Genomic DNA, 21,516 nt, shown 5'->3' on the forward strand with positions numbered 1-21,516 from the left:
CGCTGCTATTTCACTCACCGGATATTCCATTTTGCGGGAGGTGTGCCATGGATCGACTGACTGGCGGTTGCTTGTGCGGCGCGTCGTGGCTGCCGGCCTTTCCATTGGCCAGACATTACGTGCGTGAACGCGAGGGAACGTCACGAACCGAAGAATAGCCGGGGTCAGGCCTGGTGCCTGAGCCCGGCCAATAGGGTCAGCCGCGAATGAAGGCCAGCAGATCCGCGTTGATCGTTGGCGCCTCGGTGGTCGGCATGCCGTGGGGGAAGCCCGGATAAATCTTCAGCGTGCTGTTTTTCAGCAGTTTGGCCGAGAGCACACCGGAGTCTTCATACGGCACGATCTGGTCGTCATCGCCGTGCATCACCAGCACCGGAATCGAAATGCCTTTCAGGTCTTCGGTGAAGTCGGTCTGCGAGAACGCGACGATGCCGTCATAGTGAGCCTTGGCGCCGCCCATCATGCCCTGACGCCACCAGTTGAGCACGACGGGTTCCGAAGGCTTGGCGCCCGGCCGGTTGTAGCCATAGAACGGACCGGCCGGCACATCGTGATAGAACTGCGCACGATTGGCTGCCAATTGCGCCTGAAGATCGTCGAACACCGACTTTGGCAGACCACCCGGATTGCTCTCGGTTTTTACCATCAGCGGCGGCACGGCGCTGATGATTGCGGCTTTCGACACCCGATCCTCGCCATGCCGGGCGATGTAATGAATCACTTCGCCGCCACCGGTGGAGTGGCCGACATGCACGGCTTTCTGGGTCCCCAGATGATTGACCACTGCCGCCACATCGTCGGCGTAGTGATCCATGTCGTGGCCGTCCCAGACCTGGCTCGAACGCCCGTGACCCCGTCGGTCGTGGGCCACCACGCGAAAGCCTTGTGCAAGGAAGAACAGCATCTGCGCATCCCAGTCGTCCGAGCTCAGTGGCCAGCCGTGATGGAAGTGGATCACCGGGGCGTCTTTCGGGCCCCAGTCCTTGTAGAAGATTTCGACGCCGTCTTTGGTTGTGACATAGCCCATGTTCGCGACTCCTGGAAAATGTGAAAAGGCACGTCTTGCGGTGATAGCCGGAATCAACTGTAGGAGCAAAGTCGGCACTTTGGTCGATGAATTCCCGAACGGAGCGGCATGACCGGTGGTCGCGGCGGCTGGTCGTCGGGGCAAAATGCGCTTAGCTGAAAGGGATAAGCCGAGGCGTGCACGGCATCGAATGCTGTCGCAACGCCCCTTCAGAACACCGTGAGTCTGAGGAAATCCCCGATGCTGACCTTGAACATCAATGGCAAGGATCAGGAGCTCGATGTCCCCGCGGACATGCCGTTGCTCTGGGTCCTGCGCGATGTCGCGCACCTGACCGGTACCAAATTCGGCTGCGGCATGGCCCAGTGCGGTGCCTGCACCGTGCATGTCGATGGCGCGCCGCTGCGATCCTGCATCACACCGGCCACGGCTGTCGCCCATGGGCAGAAAATCCTGACCATCGAAGGCCTGTCGAGCGACGGTTCGCACCCGGTGCAACAGGCCTGGGCGGAGTTGGACGTGGTGCAGTGCGGCTACTGCCAGTCCGGGCAGATCATGTCCGCCGCCGCATTGCTGGCGAAAATCCCCAAACCCACCGACAGCGACATCGATCAGGCGCTCTCCGGCAACATCTGCCGCTGCGGCACCTATCCAAGAATCCGTGCGGCGGTCAAACGTGCTGCCGACATCGGTTAAGCGAGGGGGAGGTGAGTGATGAACAGTCCTGTATCCCGTCGCGGATTTCTCAAGGGCAGCGCTGTACTTGGCGGTGGTCTCGTCGTGGCGTTCGTGGTGCCCGGCGGCAACCGCTTTGCCACGGCGGCGGAAAATGAAGGCAAAGTGTTTGCGCCGAACGCGTTCCTGCGCATTGCGCCGGACAACAGCGTCACCGTGCTGCTCGGCCATTCGGAAATGGGCCAGGGCATCTGGACCGGGCTGACCATGCTGATTGCCGAGGAACTGGACGCCGACTGGTCGAAGATCCGCGTCGAGCACTCGCCGGCCTCGGCTGCCGACTACGGCATGCCGGCGTTTGGCGGGATGCAGATCACCGGGGGTTCGACCTCGACCTGGATGGAGTTCGACCGTTACCGGCTTGCGGGCGCTATGGCACGGCAGATGTTGATCGAAGCGGCTGCCAAGCGTTTCAACGTGGCACCCTCGACGATCCGCACTGAGTCCGGCGTGGTGATTGCCGGCGACAATCGCGCCACTTATGGCGAACTGGCGGACGCCGCCGGACAGCTGCCGGTGCCGGATCCGAAGTCGATCACCTTTAAAGAAGCGAAGGACTGGAAAGTCATCGGCAAACCCACCAAGCGCCTCGACACCCCGGAGAAAATCACCGGCCGCGCCAAGTTCGGCATGGACGTGCAGTTCGACGGATTGATGACCGCCATGGTCGCCCGGGCGCCGGTGTTCGGCGCCAGCGTCAAATCCTTCGAAGGCGCCCAGGCGCTGGCCGTTCCCGGTGTGCACAAAGTGGTGCAGGTGCCCACTGGCGTGGCGGTGATTGCCGATCATTACTGGGCGGCGAAGCTCGGTCGTGATGCATTGAAAGTCGATTGGGATCTGGGGCCGCACGCCGATCTGAGCAGCGAAAAGCTGCTGGAGAGTTTTCGCAAACTCGCGGCCACACCGGGCATTTCCGCCAGTAAGGCCGGGGATGCCAAAGGCAGCTTTGGTAAAGCGGCGAAGAAAATCGATGTCGAGTACAGCGTGCCGTACCTGGCTCATGCGCCGATGGAGCCGCTGAACTGCACGGTGAAAATCAGCGCCGAAAAATGCGAGATCTGGACCGGCACCCAGTTTCAGACGCTGGACCAAATGATCGCCGGCAAGATCACCGGGCTGAAACCGGAGCAGGTGGAAATCCACACCGAATTCCTCGGCGGTGGTTTCGGCCGGCGGGCCAACCCGACTTCCGACTTTGTGGCCGAAGCGGTGCAAGTCGCGAAGGCTGCCGCGATGCCGGTGAAAACCGTGTGGTCGCGGGAGGATGACATTCGCGGCGGGTATTACCGTTCGATGTTTCTGCATCAGGCGCGGATCGGTCTCGGTGCCGATGGTTTGCCGCTGGCCTGGCAGCATGCGCTCGTGGGCCAGTCGATCATGGCCGGCACCATGCTGGAAAAAACCATGGTCAAGAACGGCGTCGATCAAACCTCGGTCGAGGGCGTGGCGGACAGTCCATACATCCAGGGGCTGGCGGACCATCAGGTCGATCTGCATTCGCCGGCCACCGGGATCAACGTGCTGTGGCTGCGCTCGGTGGGTCATAGCCACACCGCGTTTGTCATGGAATCGCTGATCGATGAAATGGCCACAGCGGCGGGCAAGGATCCGGTGGAGTACCGACGAACGCTGCTCAAGGAGCATGCCCGGCATCTCGGCGTGCTGAACCTGGCGGTGGAGAAGGCCAACTGGAAAGCCCCGCTGCCGGACGGACACGCATTGGGTGTGGCGGTGCACGAATCGTTCGGCAGCTACGTGGCGCAAGTCGCCGAGGTATCCCAGGACAATCTGAAGATCCGCGTGCACCGCGTGGTCTGCGCGGTGGATTGCGGGATTGCGGTCAACCCGCAGAGCATCGCGGCGCAGATGGAGTCATGCATCACCTTCGGCCTGAGCATGGCGCTGCACAGCAAGCTGACGCTCAAGGACGGTCAGGTCGTGCAGTCCAACTATCACGACTATCAAGTGTTGCGGCTCAACGAAATGCCGGTGGTCGAGGTGCACATCGTGCCGAGCACCGACAAACCAGGCGGCATCGGCGAGGCCGGTGTGCCGCCCACGGCGCCGGCGGTGGCCAACGCGCTGTTCGCCCTGACCGGGCAGCGCCTGCGGGAACTGCCGCTGCAACTGTCGGGGGTGTGAGATGAAACGACATCTGTTGTTGGGCACGGTGATGCTGATCGGGCTGGGCGGCTATGCGTCGGATCTGTTTGCCGACGATCAGGAAGCCTTGAAGGCCTTCGGCACGGTGCAGAAAGTGTTCCAGAGCCCGCGCTGCCAGAACTGCCACATTCCCGGCGATTCGCCGTTGCAGTTCGACGCTGGCACGCCCCACGCAATGAACGTGGTGCGCGGCATGGACGGCAAGGGCGCCGCCGGTTTGCCTTGCGCCACCTGCCACGCCGAAAGCAATCCACCGGCCAGTTACGGCCCCCACGCGCCACCCGGCGCGCCGCACTGGAGCCTGCCGCCGGCCGCCCACAAAATGGCCTGGATCGGCCTGCCGCCGGATCGTTTGTGCGCCATGATCAAGGACCGCGCCAGCAACGGCGACCGCGACTTCGCCGCGCTGATCAAGCACGTCAGCGAGGACAAGCTGGTGCTCTGGGGCTGGAATCCCGGGGCAGGGCGGCAACCGGTGCCGGTGCCGCACGACATCTTCGTAACCCAGTTCAAGCTTTGGGCCGATGCAGGCGGGCCGTGTCCGGTGGTCGGCGGATGAGGTTGTGTCATCGCTGATTCGGGCTACGTTCAACGGCATCGACGGCAAAGGCGTGTGTGATGCTGGTACCCGGCAAACTCGCCAATGAAGCTGTTTGCATTCAAGCGCTGCATGACCTGAAGCTGCTCGACACCGCACCGCAAGAGCGCTTCGACCGGCTGACGCGACTGGCCAAGCGCCTGTTCAACGTGCCGATCGCACGGGTCACGCTGGTGGACAAGGATCGGCAGTGGTTCAAGTCCCCGCTGCTATTTGGCAAACAACTGCCCGATATCCTTGAATGCCTTGAACTCCAGCGCATTGCCGCACGGGTCAAACAGAAACATCGTCGCCTGTTCGCCCACCAGCCCCTGAAAACGGATCCCCGGCTCGATCACGAATCGAGTGCCCAGTGACTTCAAACGCTCGGCCAGGGCCTGCCATTCCTCCATCCCCAGCACCACGCCGAAATGCGGCACCGGTACGTCGTGCCCGTCCACGGCGTTGGTGTGTGCCGCTTCCTGCGAGGCATTCTTCGGCGCAAGGTGAATCACCAGTTGGTGGCCGAAGAAATTGAAGTCGACCCAGTGATCGCTGGAGCGACCTTCCTCGAGTCCGAACACTTCACGATAGAAATGCCGGGCGGCGGCGAGGTCGTACACGGGAATGGCCAGGTGGAAAGGGCTGAGTGACATAGGCGCGATCTCTATCAACGGTTGGGGTGGACTGAGTCTAGCGCTGTGCTTTTCGATTGAAAGACGATAGTTTTTGCGCCGAGCTCAAATTATTTCGATCAATCGAGGCGCCTATGCTGCGTGAACTGAAAACCTTACTGGCAGTGGCTCGGCATGGCACGTTTGCCGCCGCCGGTCTGCACATCGGCCTCACGCAATCGGCGGTCAGCGCGCAGATCCGTAATCTGGAGCAGGCCTTGGGCGTGCGTCTGTTCGATCGCACCGGGCGACAGGCGATCCTTAATCCGGCCGGGCAGCGCGCAGTGCCGATGGCGCAGGAAATGCTCGCGATTTTCAACCGCATGGCGATCAGCGAGGATGTCGGAGAGTTTCGCGGCGAGCTGAGAATCGGCGCCGTCGCCACCGCGCAAACCGGGCTGTTGCCTCAGGCGTTATTGCGTTTGCGGCAATTGGCGCCGGGCGTGGAGCCGAAACTGGTGCCCGGTGTGTCGCTGAACCTGCTGAGCCAAGTGGATGCCGGGGAAGTTGATCTGGCGATCATGATCAAACCACCATTCGAATTGCCCAAGGAGCTGTCGGCACAGGTGATCCGCCGCGAACCGTTCGTGCTGATCGTGCCGACAACGGTCGGGGGCGATGATCCGCTGCCACTGCTGGCCGAGCATCCTCACGTGCGTTATGACCGCAACTCGTTTGGTGGACGGCTGGTGACGCAGTTTCTGCGCGAGCAGCGGATTGACGCCCACGTAGCGCTTGAGCTGGATGAGCTGGAAGCGATCGTGAAGATGGTCGAGTGCGGGCTCGGGGTTTCATTGCTGCCCAGGGCCGGGCTGTGGCTGGAGCATCCGCTGAGGGTGAGGGTGATCGAACTGGGAGAACTGACGTTCTATCGGGAGATGGTGGTTTTGCAGCGCTACAGCCAGCGCAGTCAGCCGATTCAACGGTTGTTCGCCCGTTGCCTGGAATCGCAGGCATGAAAAAGCCCGCCATTAGGCGGGCTTTTTATCGGCAGCGCGAAGATTACTCTTCGATGTTGCCCATGGCGGTGGTGTTGAAGCCGCCGTCCACGTACATGATTTCACCGCTGATGCCCGACGCCAGGTCGGAACACAGGAAGGCGCCGGCGTTGCCGACTTCTTCGATGGTGACGTTGCGGCGCAGCGGAGTTTGCGCTTCGTTGGCGGCCAGCATCTTGCGGAAGTTCTTGATGCCGGAAGCGGCCAGGGTGCGGATCGGGCCAGCCGATACGCAGTTGACGCGGGTGCCGTCCGGGCCCAGGGAACCGGCCAGGTAACGTACGCCGGCTTCCAGCGAAGCCTTGGCCATGCCCATGACGTTGTAGTTCGGCATGGTGCGCTCGGCGCCCAGGTAGGACAGGGTCAGCAGGCTGCCGTTGCGGCCTTTCATCATTTCGCGACCGGCCTTGGCCAGAGCCACGAAGCTGTAGGCGCTGATGTCGTGAGCGATGCGGAAGCCTTCACGGGTGGTGGCTTCGGTGAAGTCGCCGTCCAGTTGGTCGCCCGGGGCGAAGCCGACGGAGTGCACGATGCAGTCCAGGCCGTCCCACTTCTTGCTCAGTTCTTCGAAGACCTTGGCGATTTCTTCATCGCTGGCCACGTCGCACGGGAAGCACAGCTCAGGGCTCGAACCCCAGCCCTGTGCGAACTCTTCAACGCGACCTTTCAGTTTGTCGTTCTGATAAGTGAAGGCAAGCTCAGCGCCCTCGCGATGCATGGCGGCAGCGATGCCGGATGCGATGGACAGCTTGCTGGCGACACCGACGATCAGTACGCGCTTACCGGCGAGAAAACCCATGTGTTGCTCCTCTTTCAGGTTATTGCGCAGTGGCTGGTGCCAGGAAAGCGGCCTCCAGCAACTGCTGTGTATACGGATGTTGGGGGGCGGCAAAGATACTTTGCGCGTCTCCCTGTTCGACCACTTGGCCATGCTTGACCACCATCAACTGGTGGCTCAGCGCTTTCACAACAGCCAGGTCATGGCTGATGAACAAATACGTCAGGTTGTACTTGGCTTGCAGTGAACGCAACAGCTCCACCACTTGCCGCTGCACCGTCCGGTCGAGGGCCGAAGTCGGCTCGTCCAGCAGGATCAGCGCCGGTTTGAGCACCAAGGCCCGGGCAATGGCGATACGCTGCCGCTGCCCACCGGAAAATTCGTGGGGGTAGCGGTGCCGGGTTTCCGGATCCAGACCTACCTCCTTCAATGCCGCAATAATTGCCGCTTCCTGCTCGGCGGCGGTGCCCATCCTGTGAATCCGCAGGCCTTCGCCAACGATGTCGCTCACACACATTCGCGGGCTCAGGCTGCCAAACGGGTCCTGGAACACCACCTGCATCTCCCGACGCAACGGGCGAACCTCGTTCTGCGTCAGGCAGTCTAGCTGCTTGCCTTCAAAACGGATCGCACCTTTGCTGCCGATGAGCCGCAAAATCGCCAGGCCCAGGGTGGATTTGCCGGAACCGCTTTCCCCCACGATCCCCAGGGTTTGACCCTGAGGCAGGCTGAAATTGATGCCGTCCACTGCCTTGACGTGATCCACCGTGCGCTTGAGCAAGCCTTTTTTGATCGGGAACCAGACTTTCAAGTCCTCGACCTCAAGCAGCGGCGCCCCGATTTTATTGCTCGCCGGGCCTCCGCTGGGCTCCGCCGCCAGCAGCTCCCGAGTGTACGGATGCTGCGGAGAACGGAACAGCTCTGCGCACGATGCCTGTTCGACGATGCAACCGCGCTGCATGACACATACACGATGCGCAATTCTTCGCACCAGGTTCAAATCGTGACTGATCAGTAGCAGCGCCATGCCCAATCGAGCCTGCAATTCCTTGAGCAGGTCGAGGATTTTCAGCTGAACGGTCACGTCCAGCGCGGTGGTCGGTTCGTCGGCGATCAACAGTTCCGGCTCGTTGGCCAGGGCCATGGCGATCATCACCCGCTGGCGCTGGCCGCCGGACAATTCGTGGGGCAGGGCCTTGAGCCGTTTGTGCGGCTCGGGGATGCCGACCATTTCCAGCAGCTCCAGAGTGCGCCTGGTCGCGACCTTGCCAGTCAGGCCCTTGTGGATGCCGAGCACTTCGTTGATCTGTTTTTCGATCGAGTGCAGCGGGTTGAGCGAGGTCATCGGCTCCTGGAAGATCATCGCGATCCGGTTGCCGCGGATGTGACGGATGGTCTTTTCGCTCAGTTCCAGCAAGTTCTGCCCGGAATAGCTGATGCTGCCGGCAGGGTGGCGGGCCAGCGGGTAGGGCAGCAGGCGCAGGATCGAGTGCGCCGTCACCGACTTGCCCGAACCGGACTCGCCCACCAGCGCCAGAGTCTCGCCACGCTTGATGTCGAAACTGACGCCCTCGACCACCCGGTGCGAGCGCTCGCCCGTTCCGAATTCGACGGCGAGGTCGCGCACTTCGATCAGATTGTCCTGATTCATTTCACTTCCTCGGGTCGAAGGCATCGCGAGCGGACTCGCCGATAAACACCAGCAAGCTCAACATCAGCGCCAGTACCGCAAACGCGCTCATGCCCAGCCACGGCGCCTGCAGGTTGGATTTTCCCTGGGCTACCAGTTCACCCAGCGACGGACTGCCGGCCGGCAAGCCAAAGCCGAGGAAATCCAGGGCGGTGAGGGTGCCGATGGCGCCGGTCAGGATGAACGGCATGAAGGTCATGGTCGAAACCATGGCGTTGGGCAGGATGTGGCGGAACATGATCGCGCCGTTCTGCATGCCCAGCGCTCTGGCTGCGCGCACGTATTCGAGGTTGCGCCCGCGCAGGAACTCGGCGCGCACCACGTCCACCAGGCTCATCCACGAGAACAGCAGCATGATCCCCAGCAGCCACCAGAAATTCGGCTGGACGAAGCTGGCGAGAATGATCAGCAGGTACAGCACCGGCAAACCCGACCAGATCTCCAGGAAGCGCTGGCCGGCCAGATCCACCCAGCCGCCATAGAAGCCCTGCAGCGCACCGGCGATCACGCCGATGATCGAACTGAGCACGGTCAGGGTCAGGGCGAACAGCACGGAGATACGGAAACCGTAGATCACCCGCGCCAGCACATCGCGGCCCTGATCGTCGGTGCCCAGCAGGTTGTCCGCCGAGGGCGGGGCAGGGGCCGGGACTTTCAGGTCGTAGTTGATGCTCTGGTAGCTGAACGGGATCGGCGCCCACAGCACCCACGCGTCCTTGGCCTTGAGCAGTTCGCGGATGTACGGGCTCTTGTAGTTGGCTTCCAGCGGGAATTCGCCGCCGAAGGTGGTTTCCGGGTAGCGCTTGATCGCCGGGAAGTACCAGTTGTTGTCGTAGTGCACCACCAGCGGCTTGTCGTTGGCGATCAGTTCGGCACCCAGGCTCAGGCCGAACAGGATCAGAAACAGCCACAGTGACCACCAGCCACGCTTGTTGGCCTTGAACAGTTCGAAGCGTCGACGGTTTAGCGGGGACAGGTTCATCTCAATGCTCCCGGCTGGCGAAGTCGATGCGCGGATCGACCAGGGTGTAGGTGAGGTCGCCGATCAGTTTCACCACCAGCCCCAGCAGGGTGAAGATGAACAGGGTGCCGAACACCACCGGGTAATCGCGGTTGATCGCCGCTTCGAAACTCATCAGGCCGAGGCCGTCGAGGGAGAAGATCACTTCCACCAGCAGGGAACCCGTGAAGAAGATGCCGATGAACGCCGAGGGGAAACCGGCGATCACCAGCAGCATCGCGTTGCGGAACACATGGCCGTAGAGCACGCGGTGGCGGGTCAGGCCCTTGGCCTTGGCGGTGACCACGTACTGCTTGTTGATTTCGTCGAGGAAGCTGTTTTTGGTCAGCAGGGTCATGGTCGCGAAGTTGCCGATCACCAGCGCCGTCACCGGCAGCGCCAGGTGCCAGAAATAGTCGAGGACCTTCCCGCCCAGGCTCAGCTCATCGAAGTTGTTCGAGGTCAGCCCGCGTAAAGGAAACCAGTCCAGGTAACTGCCGCCGGCAAACACCACGATCAGCAGAATCGCAAACAGGAACGCCGGAATCGCATAACCGACGATGATCGCCGAACTGGTCCAGACGTCGAAATGACTGCCGTGCCGCGTGGCCTTGGCGATCCCCAGCGGGATCGACACCAGGTACATGATCAGCGTGCTCCACAGCCCGAGGGAGATCGACACCGGCATCTTTTCCTTGATCAGGTCGATGACCTTGGCGTCGCGGAAGAAGCTGTCGCCGAAATCCAGTCGCGCGTAGTTCTTGACCATGATCCACAGACGCTCCGGGGCCGACTTGTCGAACCCGTACATCTTCTCGATTTCCTTGATCAGCGCCGGGTCCAGGCCCTGCGCACCGCGATAGGAGGAGCCGGCCACCGACACTTCGGCGCCGCCACCGGCGATGCGGCTGGTGGCACCTTCAAAGCCTTCGAGCTTGGCGATCATCTGCTCCACCGGACCGCCGGGCGCGGCCTGGATGATCACGAAGTTGATCAGCAGAATGCCGAACAGGGTCGGGATGATCAGCAACAGTCGTCGAAAAATGTACGCCAGCATCTGATTACTCCGTGCCCACAGGGTCGGCTTGCAGTTGGGTTTGCACTTCTACCGCAGGTTTTGTATCGGGTTTGACCCACCAGGTGTTAATGCCGATGTCGTACTTGGGGGAGATTTTCGGATGGCCGATGTGGTTCCAGTACGCCACGCGCCAGCTCTTGATGTGCCAGTTGGGGATCACGTAGTAACCCCATTGCAGCACGCGGTCGAGAGCCCGGGCGTGGGCCACCAGGCTTTTGCGCGAGTCGGCGTTGATCAGGCTTTCGACCAGGTGATCGACGATCGGGTCTTTCAGGCCCATGGAGTTGCGGCTGCTGGGCTTGTCGGCGGCGGCGCTCATCCAGAACTCCCGTTGTTCGTTACCCGGTGAGTTGGACTGCGGGAAACTGCCGACGATCATGTCGAAATCCCGCGAACGCACGCGGTTGACGTACTGCGAGACGTCGACACGGCGGATCACCAGATCGATGCCCAGGTCGGCGAGGTTGCGCTTGAACGGCAGCAGCACCCGCTCGAATTCGGTCTGGGCCAGCAGGAACTCGATGACCACCGGTTTGCCGGTGGTGTCGACCATTTTGTCGTCGACGATCTTCCAGCCGGCCTCTTGCAGCAGTTGATAGGCTTCGCGTTGCTGCAGGCGGATCATGCCGCTGGCGTCGGTCTTCGGATTTTCGAAGGCTTCGCTGAACACCTGCGCCGGGAGCTGGCGGCGGAACGGGTCGAGGATCGCCAGCTGATCGGCGTCCGGCAGGCCGGTGGCGGCCATTTCCGAGTTCTCGAAATAACTGCGGGTGCGCACATAGGCGCCGTTGAACAATTGCTTGTTGGTCCATTCGAAGTCGAGCAACAGACCCAGTGCCTGACGCACGCGAACGTCCTGGAACACCGGCCGGCGCAGGTTGAAGACGAAGCCCTGCATGCCCGTCGGGTTGCCGTTGGGGATCAGCTCCTTGACCAGTCGGCCCTCGGTGACGGCCGGGATGTTGTAGGCGTTGGCCCAGTTCTTCGCGGTCATTTCCAGCCAGTAGTCGAACTGGCCGGCCTTCAGGGCTTCCAGGGCGACGGTGTTGTCGCGGAAGTAGTCGGTGGTCATCACGTCGAAATTGTAGAAACCGCGATTGACCGGCAGGTCCTTGCCCCAGTAATCCTTGACCCGCTCGTATCGTACCGAGCGTCCGGCCTTCACTTCGGCGACCTTGTAAGGGCCGCTGCCCAGCGGGATTTCCAGATTGCCCTTGTTGAAATCGCGACTGGCCCACCAATGTTTCGGCAGCACCGGCAACTGGCCGAGGATCAGCGGCAGCTCGCGGTTGTTGTTGTGCTTGAACTTGAACAGCACCGTCAGCGGGTCCTCGGCGACGGCTGCTTCGACGTCGCTGTAGTAACCGCGAAACATCGGCGAGCCCTCTTTCGTCAGGGTCTCGAAACTGAACACGACGTCTTCGGCGCGCACCGGGTGGCCGTCATGGAAGCGCGCTTCGGGGCGCAGGTAGAAGCGCACCCAGCTGTTGTCCGGGGCCTTTTCGATCTTGCCGGCGATCAGGCCGTATTCGGTGAACGGCTCGTCGAGGCTATGCCGGGTCAGGGTGTCGTAGATCTGCCCGACGTCATCTGCCGGCACGCCCTTGCTGATGAACGGGTTCAGGCTGTCGAAACCGCCGAAGCCGGCCTGACGGAAGATCCCGCCCTTGGGAGCATTGGGGTCGACGTAATCGAAATGCTTGAAATCGGCAGGGTATTTCGGTGGCTCGTTGTACAGGGTCACGGCGTGTTGCGGGGCGGCACAGGCCAGCCCGGCGAACAACAGGCTGCAAGCCTGCACGAGCAGGGTGCGAACGGCGTTCATTGACCTTTCTCCGAAGATTTCAGCCACCACGCGCTCAGGCCCAGGGTGTAGGGCGGCGTGCTGACGAAGGCGAACCGGTTGCGGTACGCCAGACGGTGATAATTGAGGTACCAGTTGGGAATGCTGTAGTGCTGCCAGAGCAGCACGCGGTCCAGGGCCTTGCCGGCGGCGACCTGTTCATCGCGGGTGCGGGCGGCGAGCAGTTGCTCCAGCAGATGATCGACCACCGGGTTGGCGATGCCTGCGTAATTCTTGCTGCCCTTGACCCCGACCTGGCTGGAATGGAAGTACTGCCACTGCTCCAGTCCCGGGCTGAGGGTCTGGTTGAGGGTCATCAGGATCATGTCGAAATCGAATTGATCCAGACGTTGTTTGTATTGGGCGCGATCCACCGTGCGCAGGCGCGCGTCGATGCCGATGCTCTTGAGGTTCTCGATGTACGGCTGGAGGATGCGCTCAAGGTTCGGATTGACCAGCAGCAGTTCAAGACTCAGCGGTTGGCCGGTGGCGTTCTGCAGACGCTGGCCGTTGAGCTTCCAGCCGGCCTCGGCCAGCAGCGCCAGCGCCTTGCGCATGGTTTCCCGGGGAATGCCGCGCCCGTCGGTCTGCGGCAGCGTGAACGGCTCGGTGAACAGCCGGGCCGGCAGTTGCTCCTTGTAGGGCTTGAGCATCAGCCATTCGTGGCCGACCGGCAGACCGCTGGCGCTGAATTCGCTGTTCGGGTAATAGCTGGTGGTGCGCTGGTAGGCATCGCTGAACAGCGCGCGGTTGGTCCACTCGAAGTCGAACATCAGACCCAGCGCTTCGCGGGTCTTGACGTCCGAGAAGGTGGCTCGTCGGGTGTTCATGAACAGGCCCTGGCTCTGGGTCGGGATCTGGTGCGGGATCTGCGCCTTGATCACGTCGCCACGGCGTACGGCAGGGAAGTTGTAGCCGTTGGCCCAGTTCTTCGCCTGATGCTCGATATAGATGTCGAACTCGCCGGCCTTGAACGCTTCGAAGGCGACGTCGCTGTCGCGATAGAACTCGACTTCCATGCGATCGAAATTGTACTTGCCGCGATTGACCGGCAAGTCCTTGCCCCAATAATCCTTGACCCGTTCGAAAATCAGCTGCCGCCCCGGCGTCACCGAGGTAATGCGGTACGGCCCGCTGCCCAATGGCGGTTCGAAGGTGGTGGCCTTGAAGTCGCGGTCTTTCCAGTAGTGCTGAGGCAGCACCGGCAACTCCCCGAGGCGCAGGATCAGCAACGGATTGCCCGAGCGCTTCATGATGAAGCGAATGCGTTGCGGGTTGAGAATGTCGACCCGCGACACTTCCTGAAGCGCCGTGCGGTACAGCGGGTGGCCTTCCTTGAGCAGCGTTCGATAGGAGAACGCCACGTCATAGGCGGTGATCGGCGTGCCATCGTGGAAGCGTGCTTCCGGGCGCAGGTTGAACACGACCCAGCTGCGGTCTTCGCTGTACTCCACCGACCGGGCGATCAGGCCATAGCTGGAGGCCGGCTCGTCACCGGACGGCGAGTACTGGCCGGTGCCGACCATCAGCGGCTCGTTCAGCTCGTTGATACCGTACTGCAGGAAATTCGGAGTGGTGACCGGGCTGGTGCCCTTGAACGTGTAGGGATTGAGCGTATCGAAGGTGCCAAACGCCATCACCCGCAAAGTACCGCCCTTGGGCGCTTGCGGGTTGACCCAGGCGAAGTGGGTAAATCTGGCCGGGTACTTGAGCGTGCCGAACTGCGCATAACCGTGGCTTTCGGTGATTGTCGCGCTAGCGGGGGAGCTCAAGGCCAGGCTGATCAGGAGCAGGAGGAGGGGACGCTTCAAGTCAGATCCGATCCAGGCGGCTTGGGCTTTGTGGGCCGTACAGTAACAGCTTGTATGGACAGGAAAAAGACAGAGACTTAATGCGCGGTTAATTGTGGGAGTCGACTGCGCCGAAGACAAAAAATGACAGGCGAAAAAAAGCCCCTGAAATTCAGGGGCTCTTTGTCAGTGCGGCTGGTAGACCGTGAGCATCTGCCCAGGCTTGAGCGCTTTGCCGGCGCCCGGATTCCAGCGCTTGAGATGTTGCATCTCGACGTTGAAGCGCTTGGCGACCACGTACAGCGTGTCGCCACGTTTGACCTTGTACTGGGTCTGCTGCTTGCCGTCGTCCCTGTCTTTGGTCTTGCTGCTGGACTTGCTGTTGGCAGCGATGACCGTATTGATGCGCCCGCCACTGTTGCGCGCCGGCGTGCGCTTGGTGGTGTCCTGCATCACCAGGGTCTGGCCGACCTTGAGGTTCTTGCCGGTCAGCTTGTTCCAGCGTTGCAGGTCCTTGACCTCGACCTTGTTGGCCTTGGCAATGGAGCCGAGGTTGTCGCCACGCTTTACCCGATAGGCGCGCTTGGCCTGTGCGATCTCGCTCGGATCGGCGCCCTCGAACACCGGTTTCAGCGAACGCGGGCTGATCAGCTCTTCAGGACGCATGGTCTGCAGGCTGGTGGTCAGCAATTGCGCCTTCGACGTCGGCACCAGCAAATGCTGCGGGCCGTCGACGGTGGTGCGCTGCTTGAACGCCGGGTTGAGCTGGAACAGCTCGTCCTCGTCGATGTTGGCTACCGCGGCGACCTTGGACAGGTCCATGCGCTGGTTGATTTCGACGACCTGGAAATAAGGCTCGTTGGCGATCGGGTTGAGGTTGACCCCGTAGGCTTCCGGCGCCAGCACCACTTGCGACAGGGCCAGCAGTTTCGGCACGTAGGCCTGGGTTTCCGCCGGCAGCGGCAGGTTCCAGTAGTCGGTTGGCAAACCCAGGCGTTCGTTGCGTTCGATGGCGCGGCTGACCGTGCCTTCACCGGCGTTGTAGGCGGCGAGAGCCAACAGCCAGTCACCGTTGAACATGTCGTGCAGGCGGGTCAGGTAATCCATCGCAGCGGTGGTCGAGGCGGTGATGTCGCGACGGCCGTCGTAGAAACGGGTCTGGCGCAGGTTGTAGTAGCGCCCGGTGGACGGGATGAACTGCCAGAGGCCTACCGCATCGGCGCGGGAGTAGGCCATCGGGTTGTAGGCGCTCTCGATGACCGGCAGCAGCGCCAGTTCCAGCGGCATGTTGCGTTCTTCGAGGCGTTCGACGATGTAGTGAATGTATAGGCTGCCGCGTTCGCCGGCGTTTTCGAGGAAGGAAGGATTACTGGCAAACCACAGGCGCTGTTGCTCGATGCGCGGGTTCACGCCCAGACCTTCCTGCAGCTGAAAACCGTTGCGCATGCGTTCCCAGATGTCCTGGGGCACCTGAGGGCTGGGCTTTTCGGACAACCAGATCGGCTTCTGCTTGGCTCGCGCAGCAATGTTCGGCGTATGGGTCGCTTCAGTCTGCGGAGCATGGCTGGAGCAGCCCGCCAGCGTGGCGGACACAGCCACCGCGATGGCTTGCGCCAGGCGGGTCAATGCGTCTGAATTGACGGACTTACGTATGGATGACGACATTGGCTGGAAGTAAGTTCCGGGCAAAAATGTCGGGCGATTCTAGAAAGCGCACCCCTTGCGGTCAACCATTCACGGTTTTTGTACCCAGTGGTGAGCGGCTTAGAACTTATCTTTCCAAGCCCGCAGAGCCGCAAAAACCTCACTCGGCGCCCGGTTTTGAGCGCCATTCCGTTCGTCCACTTTTTGTGTAACTAATGTTTCACCGGTCCGCAGAAACGGGTTTGTGAGCTTTTCCAGTGCGATGGTCGAGGGCAGGGTCATGACCCCGTTCTGCCGTTGCCGGGTGACTTTTTCCAGACGGGTGGCAATGTCCGGGTTGCCCGGCTCCACGGCGGCAGCGAATTTCAGGTTGCTCAGGGTGTATTCGTGAGTGCAGTACACCAGAGTGTCTTCCGGCAGCGCCGCCAGACGACCAAGGGAATGATGCATCTGCTCCGGTGTGCCTTCGAACAACCGGCCGCAACCGGCGGCGAACAGAGTGTCGCCGCAGAACAGCAGGCCGTGATGGTAATAGGCGATGTGCCCCAGGGTGTGGCCGGGGACGGCGTAGACCTCGAAGTCCCAGCCGAGCACACGCACCTTGTCGTTGTCCTTGAGCGCGACGTCCCGCCCCGGGATGCTTTCGCTGGCCGGACCGTAGACGGTGGCTCCAGTGGCTTTCTTGAGCGCCTCGACGCCACCGACATGGTCGTGGTGATGGTGGGTGATCAGAATGTCGCTCAGCACCCAGCCCGGATGCGCGGCGAGCCACGCCTGTACGGGGGCGGCATCTCCCGGATCGACCACCGCGCAACGTTGGGTGGCATGATCCTGTAACAACCAGATGTAGTTGTCGGTGAAGGCGGGCAGGGCACTGATCTGTATCATCTTCGGATTCGCCAAGCGGGTAACATTGGCGCATCTTAGAGGTTCCTGGCGTGTTGGAGAATGCAATGATCGATAAAGCGTTCGCTCAGGCCGATCCTGACTGGCTGGCCCTTATCGGGGCGGCCCGTGAGTGGCTGTCCGGCCCCCTCGGGCAATTTCTGCTGGACGAAGAGCGGCGCATGCTCGAAGACGAGCTCGGCCGGTTCTTCGGCGGCTATCTGGTGCATTACGGTCCGTCCGCCGAAACGCCGCCGTCGGCGCCACAGGTGCAGCGCAACGTGCGCCTCGGTGCGCCGTTGCCCGGCGTCGAGATCGTCTGCGAAGAGCAGGCCTGGCCGTTGAGCGAGCACGCCGCCGATGTGGTGGTGTTGCAGCATGGCCTGGATTTCTGTCTGTCGCCCCACGGTCTTTTGCGTGAAGCGGCCAGCAGCGTGCGCCCCGGCGGGCATCTGCTGATCGTCGGGATCAATCCCTGGAGTACCTGGGGCTTGCGCCATGTGTTCGCTCACGACGCGTTGCACCAGGCCCGCTGCATCTCGCCGTCGCGGGTCGCCGACTGGCTCAACCTGCTGGGCTTCGCGCTGGAGAAACGCCGCTTCGGGTGCTATCGTCCGCCGCTCGCGTCACCCAAGTGGCAGGCCCGTCTGGCCGGCTGGGAACGCAAGGCCGGCGACTGGCAACTGGCGGGCGGCGGTTTCTATCTGTTGGTCGCGCGCAAGATCGTGGTCGGCCTGCGTCCGGTGCGCCAGGAGCGCCGCGAGCCGATGGGCAAGCTGATTCCGCTGCCGATGGCCAAGGTCAATCGTCGCCGTATCGAACCGTAAACCTTCTTTTATTGTGGCCGGGTTTGTCCCGGCCCTGGCCGTCGTCGATCCTTGATCGGCGAGGCCACGCATTTTTCTGGATAGATTGGCATGAGCGAAAGCGTCGATAGCGTAGAACTGTTCACTGACGGCGCCTGCAAAGGCAATCCCGGCCCTGGCGGCTGGGGAGCCTTGCTGGTGTGCAAGGGCGTCGAAAAGGAACTGTGGGGCGGCGAGGCCAACACCACCAACAATCGCATGGAACTGCTCGGCGCGATCCGTGGCCTGGAAGCCCTCAAGCGTCCATGCGAAGTGCTGCTGGTAACCGACTCGCAATACGTGATGAAAGGCATCAACGAGTGGATGGCCAACTGGAAGAAACGCGGCTGGAAAACTGCTGCCAAGGAGCCAGTCAAAAACGCCGATCTGTGGAAAGAGCTCGACGAGCAGGTCAACCGCCACAAGGTCACCTGGAAATGGGTGCGCGGCCACATCGGCCACCACGGCAACGAGCGTGCCGACCAGTTGGCCAACCGCGGGGTGGATGAGGTTCGCGGTTACAAGCAGAGCTGAGTCCTTACCACTGAAACCCTCCCGGCGAGCGTGTTAACATCGCCGCTTTTGCACGATTGACCCCGTTGAGAGCTGAACACTGATGGCCACCAGATCCGTTGTACTCGATACCGAAACCACCGGCATGCCGGTGACCGATGGTCACCGGATCATTGAAATCGGTTGCGTCGAACTGATCGGTCGGCGTCTGACGGGGCGGCACTTTCACGTCTACCTGCAGCCGGATCGCGAAAGTGACGAAGGCGCGATCGGCGTCCACGGCATTACCAACGAATTTCTCGTCGGCAAGCCGCGCTTCGCCGAAGTGGCCGACGAATTCTTCGAGTTCATCAACGGCGCGCAACTGATCATCCATAACGCGGCGTTCGACGTTGGCTTCATCAACAACGAATTCGCCCTGATGGGCCAGCAGGATCGCGCGGACATCACGCAGCACTGCACGATCCTCGACACCCTGATGATGGCCCGGGAACGTCACCCGGGTCAGCGCAACAGCCTCGATGCCTTGTGCAAACGCTACGGCGTCGACAACTCCGGCCGTGAGCTGCACGGCGCGTTGCTCGACTCGGAGATTCTCGCCGACGTCTACCTGACCATGACCGGTGGCCAGACCAGCCTGTCGCTGGCCGGCAATGCTTCCGACGGTAACGGCACGGGCGAGGGCGCGGACAACTCCGCCACTGAAATCCGCCGTCTGCCGGCGGATCGCCAGCCGGGGCGGATCATTCGCGCTACCGAAGCCGAACTGGCTGAACACCAGGCGCGCCTGGAAATCATCGCCAAGTCGGCCGGCGCCCCGGCGCTGTGGACACAGTTGCTGGAAGCCGAAGCTCAGGCGTAAGGCACAAAAGGATCGTCCGGACACCAAAGCCGTGTCCGGACGATCCTTTTTTTGTCAGTACTGACAACTGGCCACCCTCGCCACATCGGCTCCGACCCTCTACCCTGAGGACATTGGCAGATCACTCTCCGCCGCCTCAGGACACTGAGCCCCATGTACAAAGATCTGAAGTTCCCGGTGTTGATCGTCCACCGCGACATCAAGGCCGACACGGTTGCCGGCGAACGCATTCGCGGCATTGCCCGTGAACTTGAGCAAGAAGGTTTCAGCATCGTTTCGGCCACGGACTACACCGAGGGCCGGCTGGTGGCGTCGACCCACCATGGTCTGGCGTGCATGTTGATCGCCGCCGAAGATGCCAGCACCCATTCCCATTTGTTACAGAACATGGCCGAACTGATCGGCCTGGCTCGTGTGCGGGCGCCGGATCTGCCAATCTTCGCCCTCGGCGAGCAGGTCACCCTGGAAAACGCCCCGGCCGATGCCATGGCCGAATTGAATCAGTTGCGCGGCATCCTTTATCTGTTCGAAGACACCGTACCGTTTCTGGCCCGGCAGGTTGCACGGGCGGCGCGTAAATATCTGGACGGGCTGCTGCCGCCGTTCTTCAAGGCATTGGTGCAGCACACCGCCGATTCCAACTATTCCTGGCACACCCCGGGTCATGGCGGCGGGGTGGCGTATCACAAGAGCCCGGTGGGGCAGGCGTTTCACCAGTTCTTCGGGGAAAACACCCTGCGTTCGGATTTGTCGGTGTCGGTGCCGGAGCTGGGTTCGCTGCTCGATCACACCGGGCCGCTGGCTGAAGCGGAAGCACGGGCGGCGCGCAATTTCGGCGCCGATCACACCTTTTTCGTGATCAATGGCACCTCGACCGCCAACAAAATCGTCTGGCACTCGATGGTCGGGCGCGATGATCTGGTGCTGGTGGATCGCAACTGCCACAAGTCGGTGTTGCACGCGATCATCATGACTGGCGCGATTCCTCTCTATCTGTGCCCTGAACGCAACGAGCTGGGCATTATCGGGCCGATTCCGCTGAGCGAGTTCAGCCGCGAATCGATCCAGGCCAAGATCGACGCGAGCCCGCTGACCAAGGGCCGGGAGCCGAAAGTCAAACTGGCCGTGGTGACCAACTCCACTTACGACGGCCTCTGCTACAACGCCGAACTGATCAAGCAGAGCCTGGGCAACAGCGTCGAAGTCTTGCACTTCGACGAAGCCTGGTACGCCTACGCGGCGTTTCACGAATTCTTTGCCGGACGCTACGGCATGGCCACCTCGCGCAGCGCCGACAGCCCGCTGGTGTTCACCACCCATTCCACTCACAAACTGCTGGCGGCGTTCAGCCAGGCTTCAATGATTCATGTGCAGGACGGCGGCGCGCGTCAGCTGGATCGCGACCGGTTCAACGAAGCGTTCATGATGCATATCTCGACATCGCCGCAGTACAGCATCATCGCTTCGCTGGACGTGGCCTCGGCCATGATGGAAGGCCCGGCCGGGCGTTCGCTGTTGCAGGAAACCTTCGATGAAGCCCTGAGCTTTCGCCGGGCACTGGCCAATCTGCGGCAACACATCGACGCCAATGACTGGTGGTTTTCGATCTGGCAGCCGCCGGGTGTCGAGGGCATCGACCGGGTGCAGACCGAAGACTGGCTGCTGAAGCCCGAGGCGGACTGGCATGGTTTCGGCGAGGTCAGCGACGACTACGTACTGCTCGATCCAATCAAGGTCACCCTGGTGATGCCAGGCCTGACCGCCGGCGGCGCGCTGAGCGACAAGGGCATTCCGGCGGCGGTGGTCAGCCGTTTCCTCTGGGAGCGCGGGCTGGTGGTGGAGAAAACCGGGCTGTATTCGTTCCTGGTGCTGTTCTCCATGGGTATCACCAAGGGCAAGTGGAGCACGCTGCTGACCGAACTGCTGGAGTTCAAGCGCAACTACGACGCCAACGTCAGCCTCGATGCCTGCCTGAAGTGTGTCGCCCAGGAAGATCCTGTGCGGTATCGCGGCATGGGCCTGCGCGATCTCTGCGATCAACTCCACGCCTGCTACCGCAGCAATGCCACCGCCAGACACCTCAGACGCATGTACACCGTGCTGCCGGAAATCGCCATGAAACCGGCTCACGCCTATGATCAACTGGTGCGCGGCGAAGTCGAGGCGGTGCCGATCGATGAGCTGGAGGGGCGTGTCGCGGCGGTGATGCTGGTGCCTTATCCGCCGGGGATTCCGTTGATCATGCCCGGCGAACGCTTCACAGAATCCACCCGGTCGATCATCGATTACCTGAAGTTTGCCCGCACGTTCGATGCGAGTTTTCCGGGTTTCGTGATCGATGTGCACGGACTGCAACACGAAGACGAGGGCAATGGACGGCATTACACCGTCGATTGCGTCAAGGAATGAGGGCG

At 61.8% G+C, this 21,516-nt stretch carries 18 protein-coding genes and 1 pseudogene; 9 read left to right on the forward strand and 10 right to left on the reverse strand.

The features are described 5' to 3' along the window. Positions 1–196: 196 nt before the first annotated feature. Positions 197–1,027 carry an alpha/beta fold hydrolase gene (locus tag C6Y56_RS11070; protein ID WP_085708611.1) on the reverse strand — a complete coding sequence of 277 codons (831 nt, stop codon included), beginning with the start codon at positions 1,025–1,027 and terminating at the stop codon, positions 197–199. A gap of 240 nt (positions 1,028–1,267) precedes the next feature. On the opposite strand from C6Y56_RS11070, the gene C6Y56_RS11075 reads away from it, so the two are divergent. From C6Y56_RS11075 to C6Y56_RS29140, 4 genes and pseudogenes are all read left to right on the forward strand, one after another. Beyond that, entirely contained in the window at positions 1,268–1,723 is a 456-nt protein-coding gene (locus C6Y56_RS11075) for a (2Fe-2S)-binding protein (protein WP_007956954.1), read from the forward strand. An 18-nt stretch (positions 1,724–1,741) separates the two neighbouring features. After that, the gene (locus tag C6Y56_RS11080; RefSeq protein ID WP_169429894.1) at positions 1,742–3,904 is read left to right on the forward strand and encodes a xanthine dehydrogenase family protein molybdopterin-binding subunit; all 2,163 of its coding nucleotides are present in this window, start codon (positions 1,742–1,744) and stop codon (positions 3,902–3,904) included. A 1-nt stretch (position 3,905) separates the two neighbouring features. Continuing rightward, on the forward strand, positions 3,906–4,484 hold the full coding sequence (locus C6Y56_RS11085) for a hypothetical protein (RefSeq protein ID WP_169429895.1): 579 nt from the start codon (positions 3,906–3,908) through the stop codon (positions 4,482–4,484). A 59-nt stretch (positions 4,485–4,543) separates the two neighbouring features. Next, positions 4,544–4,726, forward strand: a pseudogene (locus C6Y56_RS29140) (GGDEF domain-containing protein); the annotation flags it as partial. Positions 4,727–4,732: 6 nt separating this feature from the next. Here C6Y56_RS29140 and C6Y56_RS11090 read toward each other — a convergent pair. Then, positions 4,733–5,158: a VOC family protein gene (locus C6Y56_RS11090; protein ID WP_169429896.1), complete on the reverse strand. Its 426-nt coding sequence runs from the start codon at positions 5,156–5,158 to the stop codon at positions 4,733–4,735. Between the two features lie 113 nt (positions 5,159–5,271). Between C6Y56_RS11090 and C6Y56_RS11095 the strand changes: the two genes are divergently transcribed. Next, positions 5,272–6,135 carry a LysR family transcriptional regulator gene (locus tag C6Y56_RS11095; protein WP_169429897.1) on the forward strand — a complete coding sequence of 288 codons (864 nt, stop codon included), beginning with the start codon at positions 5,272–5,274 and terminating at the stop codon, positions 6,133–6,135. Between the two features lie 43 nt (positions 6,136–6,178). On the opposite strand, the gene fabI is transcribed toward C6Y56_RS11095, so the two are convergent. From fabI to gloB, 8 genes are all read right to left on the reverse strand, one after another. Then, positions 6,179–6,973: an enoyl-ACP reductase FabI gene (gene fabI, locus C6Y56_RS11100; protein ID WP_003202751.1), complete on the reverse strand. Its 795-nt coding sequence runs from the start codon at positions 6,971–6,973 to the stop codon at positions 6,179–6,181. 19 nt (positions 6,974–6,992) lie between these two features. After that, a complete protein-coding gene (locus C6Y56_RS11105) occupies positions 6,993–8,603 on the reverse strand; it encodes an ABC transporter ATP-binding protein (RefSeq protein WP_169429898.1) in 1,611 nt (536 codons plus the stop codon). A 1-nt stretch (position 8,604) separates the two neighbouring features. Further along, positions 8,605–9,624 (reverse strand): ABC transporter permease, encoded by a 1,020-nt coding sequence (locus tag C6Y56_RS11110; protein WP_085698849.1) that lies wholly within the window; start codon positions 9,622–9,624, stop codon positions 8,605–8,607. 1 nt (position 9,625) lies between these two features. Next, a complete protein-coding gene (locus tag C6Y56_RS11115) occupies positions 9,626–10,699 on the reverse strand; it encodes a microcin C ABC transporter permease YejB (protein ID WP_007956943.1) in 1,074 nt (357 codons plus the stop codon). A 4-nt stretch (positions 10,700–10,703) separates the two neighbouring features. After that, the gene (locus tag C6Y56_RS11120) at positions 10,704–12,545 is read right to left on the reverse strand and encodes an extracellular solute-binding protein (RefSeq protein WP_169429899.1); all 1,842 of its coding nucleotides are present in this window, start codon (positions 12,543–12,545) and stop codon (positions 10,704–10,706) included. Beyond that, positions 12,542–14,374 carry an extracellular solute-binding protein gene (locus C6Y56_RS11125; RefSeq protein ID WP_169429900.1) on the reverse strand — a complete coding sequence of 611 codons (1,833 nt, stop codon included), beginning with the start codon at positions 14,372–14,374 and terminating at the stop codon, positions 12,542–12,544. The genes C6Y56_RS11120 and C6Y56_RS11125 overlap by 4 nt, the downstream gene beginning before the upstream one ends. Positions 14,375–14,539: 165 nt before the next feature. After that, the gene (locus C6Y56_RS11130) at positions 14,540–16,018 is read right to left on the reverse strand and encodes a transglycosylase SLT domain-containing protein (RefSeq protein WP_169429901.1); all 1,479 of its coding nucleotides are present in this window, start codon (positions 16,016–16,018) and stop codon (positions 14,540–14,542) included. A gap of 99 nt (positions 16,019–16,117) precedes the next feature. Beyond that, positions 16,118–16,885 carry a hydroxyacylglutathione hydrolase gene (gene gloB, locus C6Y56_RS11135; protein ID WP_169429902.1) on the reverse strand — a complete coding sequence of 256 codons (768 nt, stop codon included), beginning with the start codon at positions 16,883–16,885 and terminating at the stop codon, positions 16,118–16,120. Positions 16,886–16,950: 65 nt separating this feature from the next. On the opposite strand from gloB, the gene C6Y56_RS11140 reads away from it, so the two are divergent. The 4 genes from C6Y56_RS11140 (at position 16,951) to C6Y56_RS11155 (ending at position 21,511) form a co-directional block, all read left to right on the forward strand. Then, the gene (locus C6Y56_RS11140) at positions 16,951–17,709 is read left to right on the forward strand and encodes a methyltransferase domain-containing protein (RefSeq protein WP_085708596.1); all 759 of its coding nucleotides are present in this window, start codon (positions 16,951–16,953) and stop codon (positions 17,707–17,709) included. Between the two features lie 90 nt (positions 17,710–17,799). Then, the gene (rnhA, locus tag C6Y56_RS11145) at positions 17,800–18,261 is read left to right on the forward strand and encodes a ribonuclease HI (RefSeq protein ID WP_003224162.1); all 462 of its coding nucleotides are present in this window, start codon (positions 17,800–17,802) and stop codon (positions 18,259–18,261) included. 82 nt (positions 18,262–18,343) lie between these two features. Then, positions 18,344–19,102, forward strand: a complete 759-nt coding sequence (gene dnaQ / locus C6Y56_RS11150; RefSeq protein ID WP_169429903.1) for a DNA polymerase III subunit epsilon — start codon at positions 18,344–18,346, stop codon at positions 19,100–19,102. A 153-nt stretch (positions 19,103–19,255) separates the two neighbouring features. Next, on the forward strand, positions 19,256–21,511 hold the full coding sequence (locus C6Y56_RS11155) for an Orn/Lys/Arg decarboxylase N-terminal domain-containing protein (RefSeq protein ID WP_169429904.1): 2,256 nt from the start codon (positions 19,256–19,258) through the stop codon (positions 21,509–21,511). The last annotated feature ends 5 nt before the right edge of the window (positions 21,512–21,516 follow it).

Source organism: Pseudomonas fluorescens, assembly GCF_012974785.1.
Taxonomy (GTDB): Bacteria; Pseudomonadota; Gammaproteobacteria; order Pseudomonadales; family Pseudomonadaceae; genus Aquipseudomonas; species Aquipseudomonas fluorescens_BT.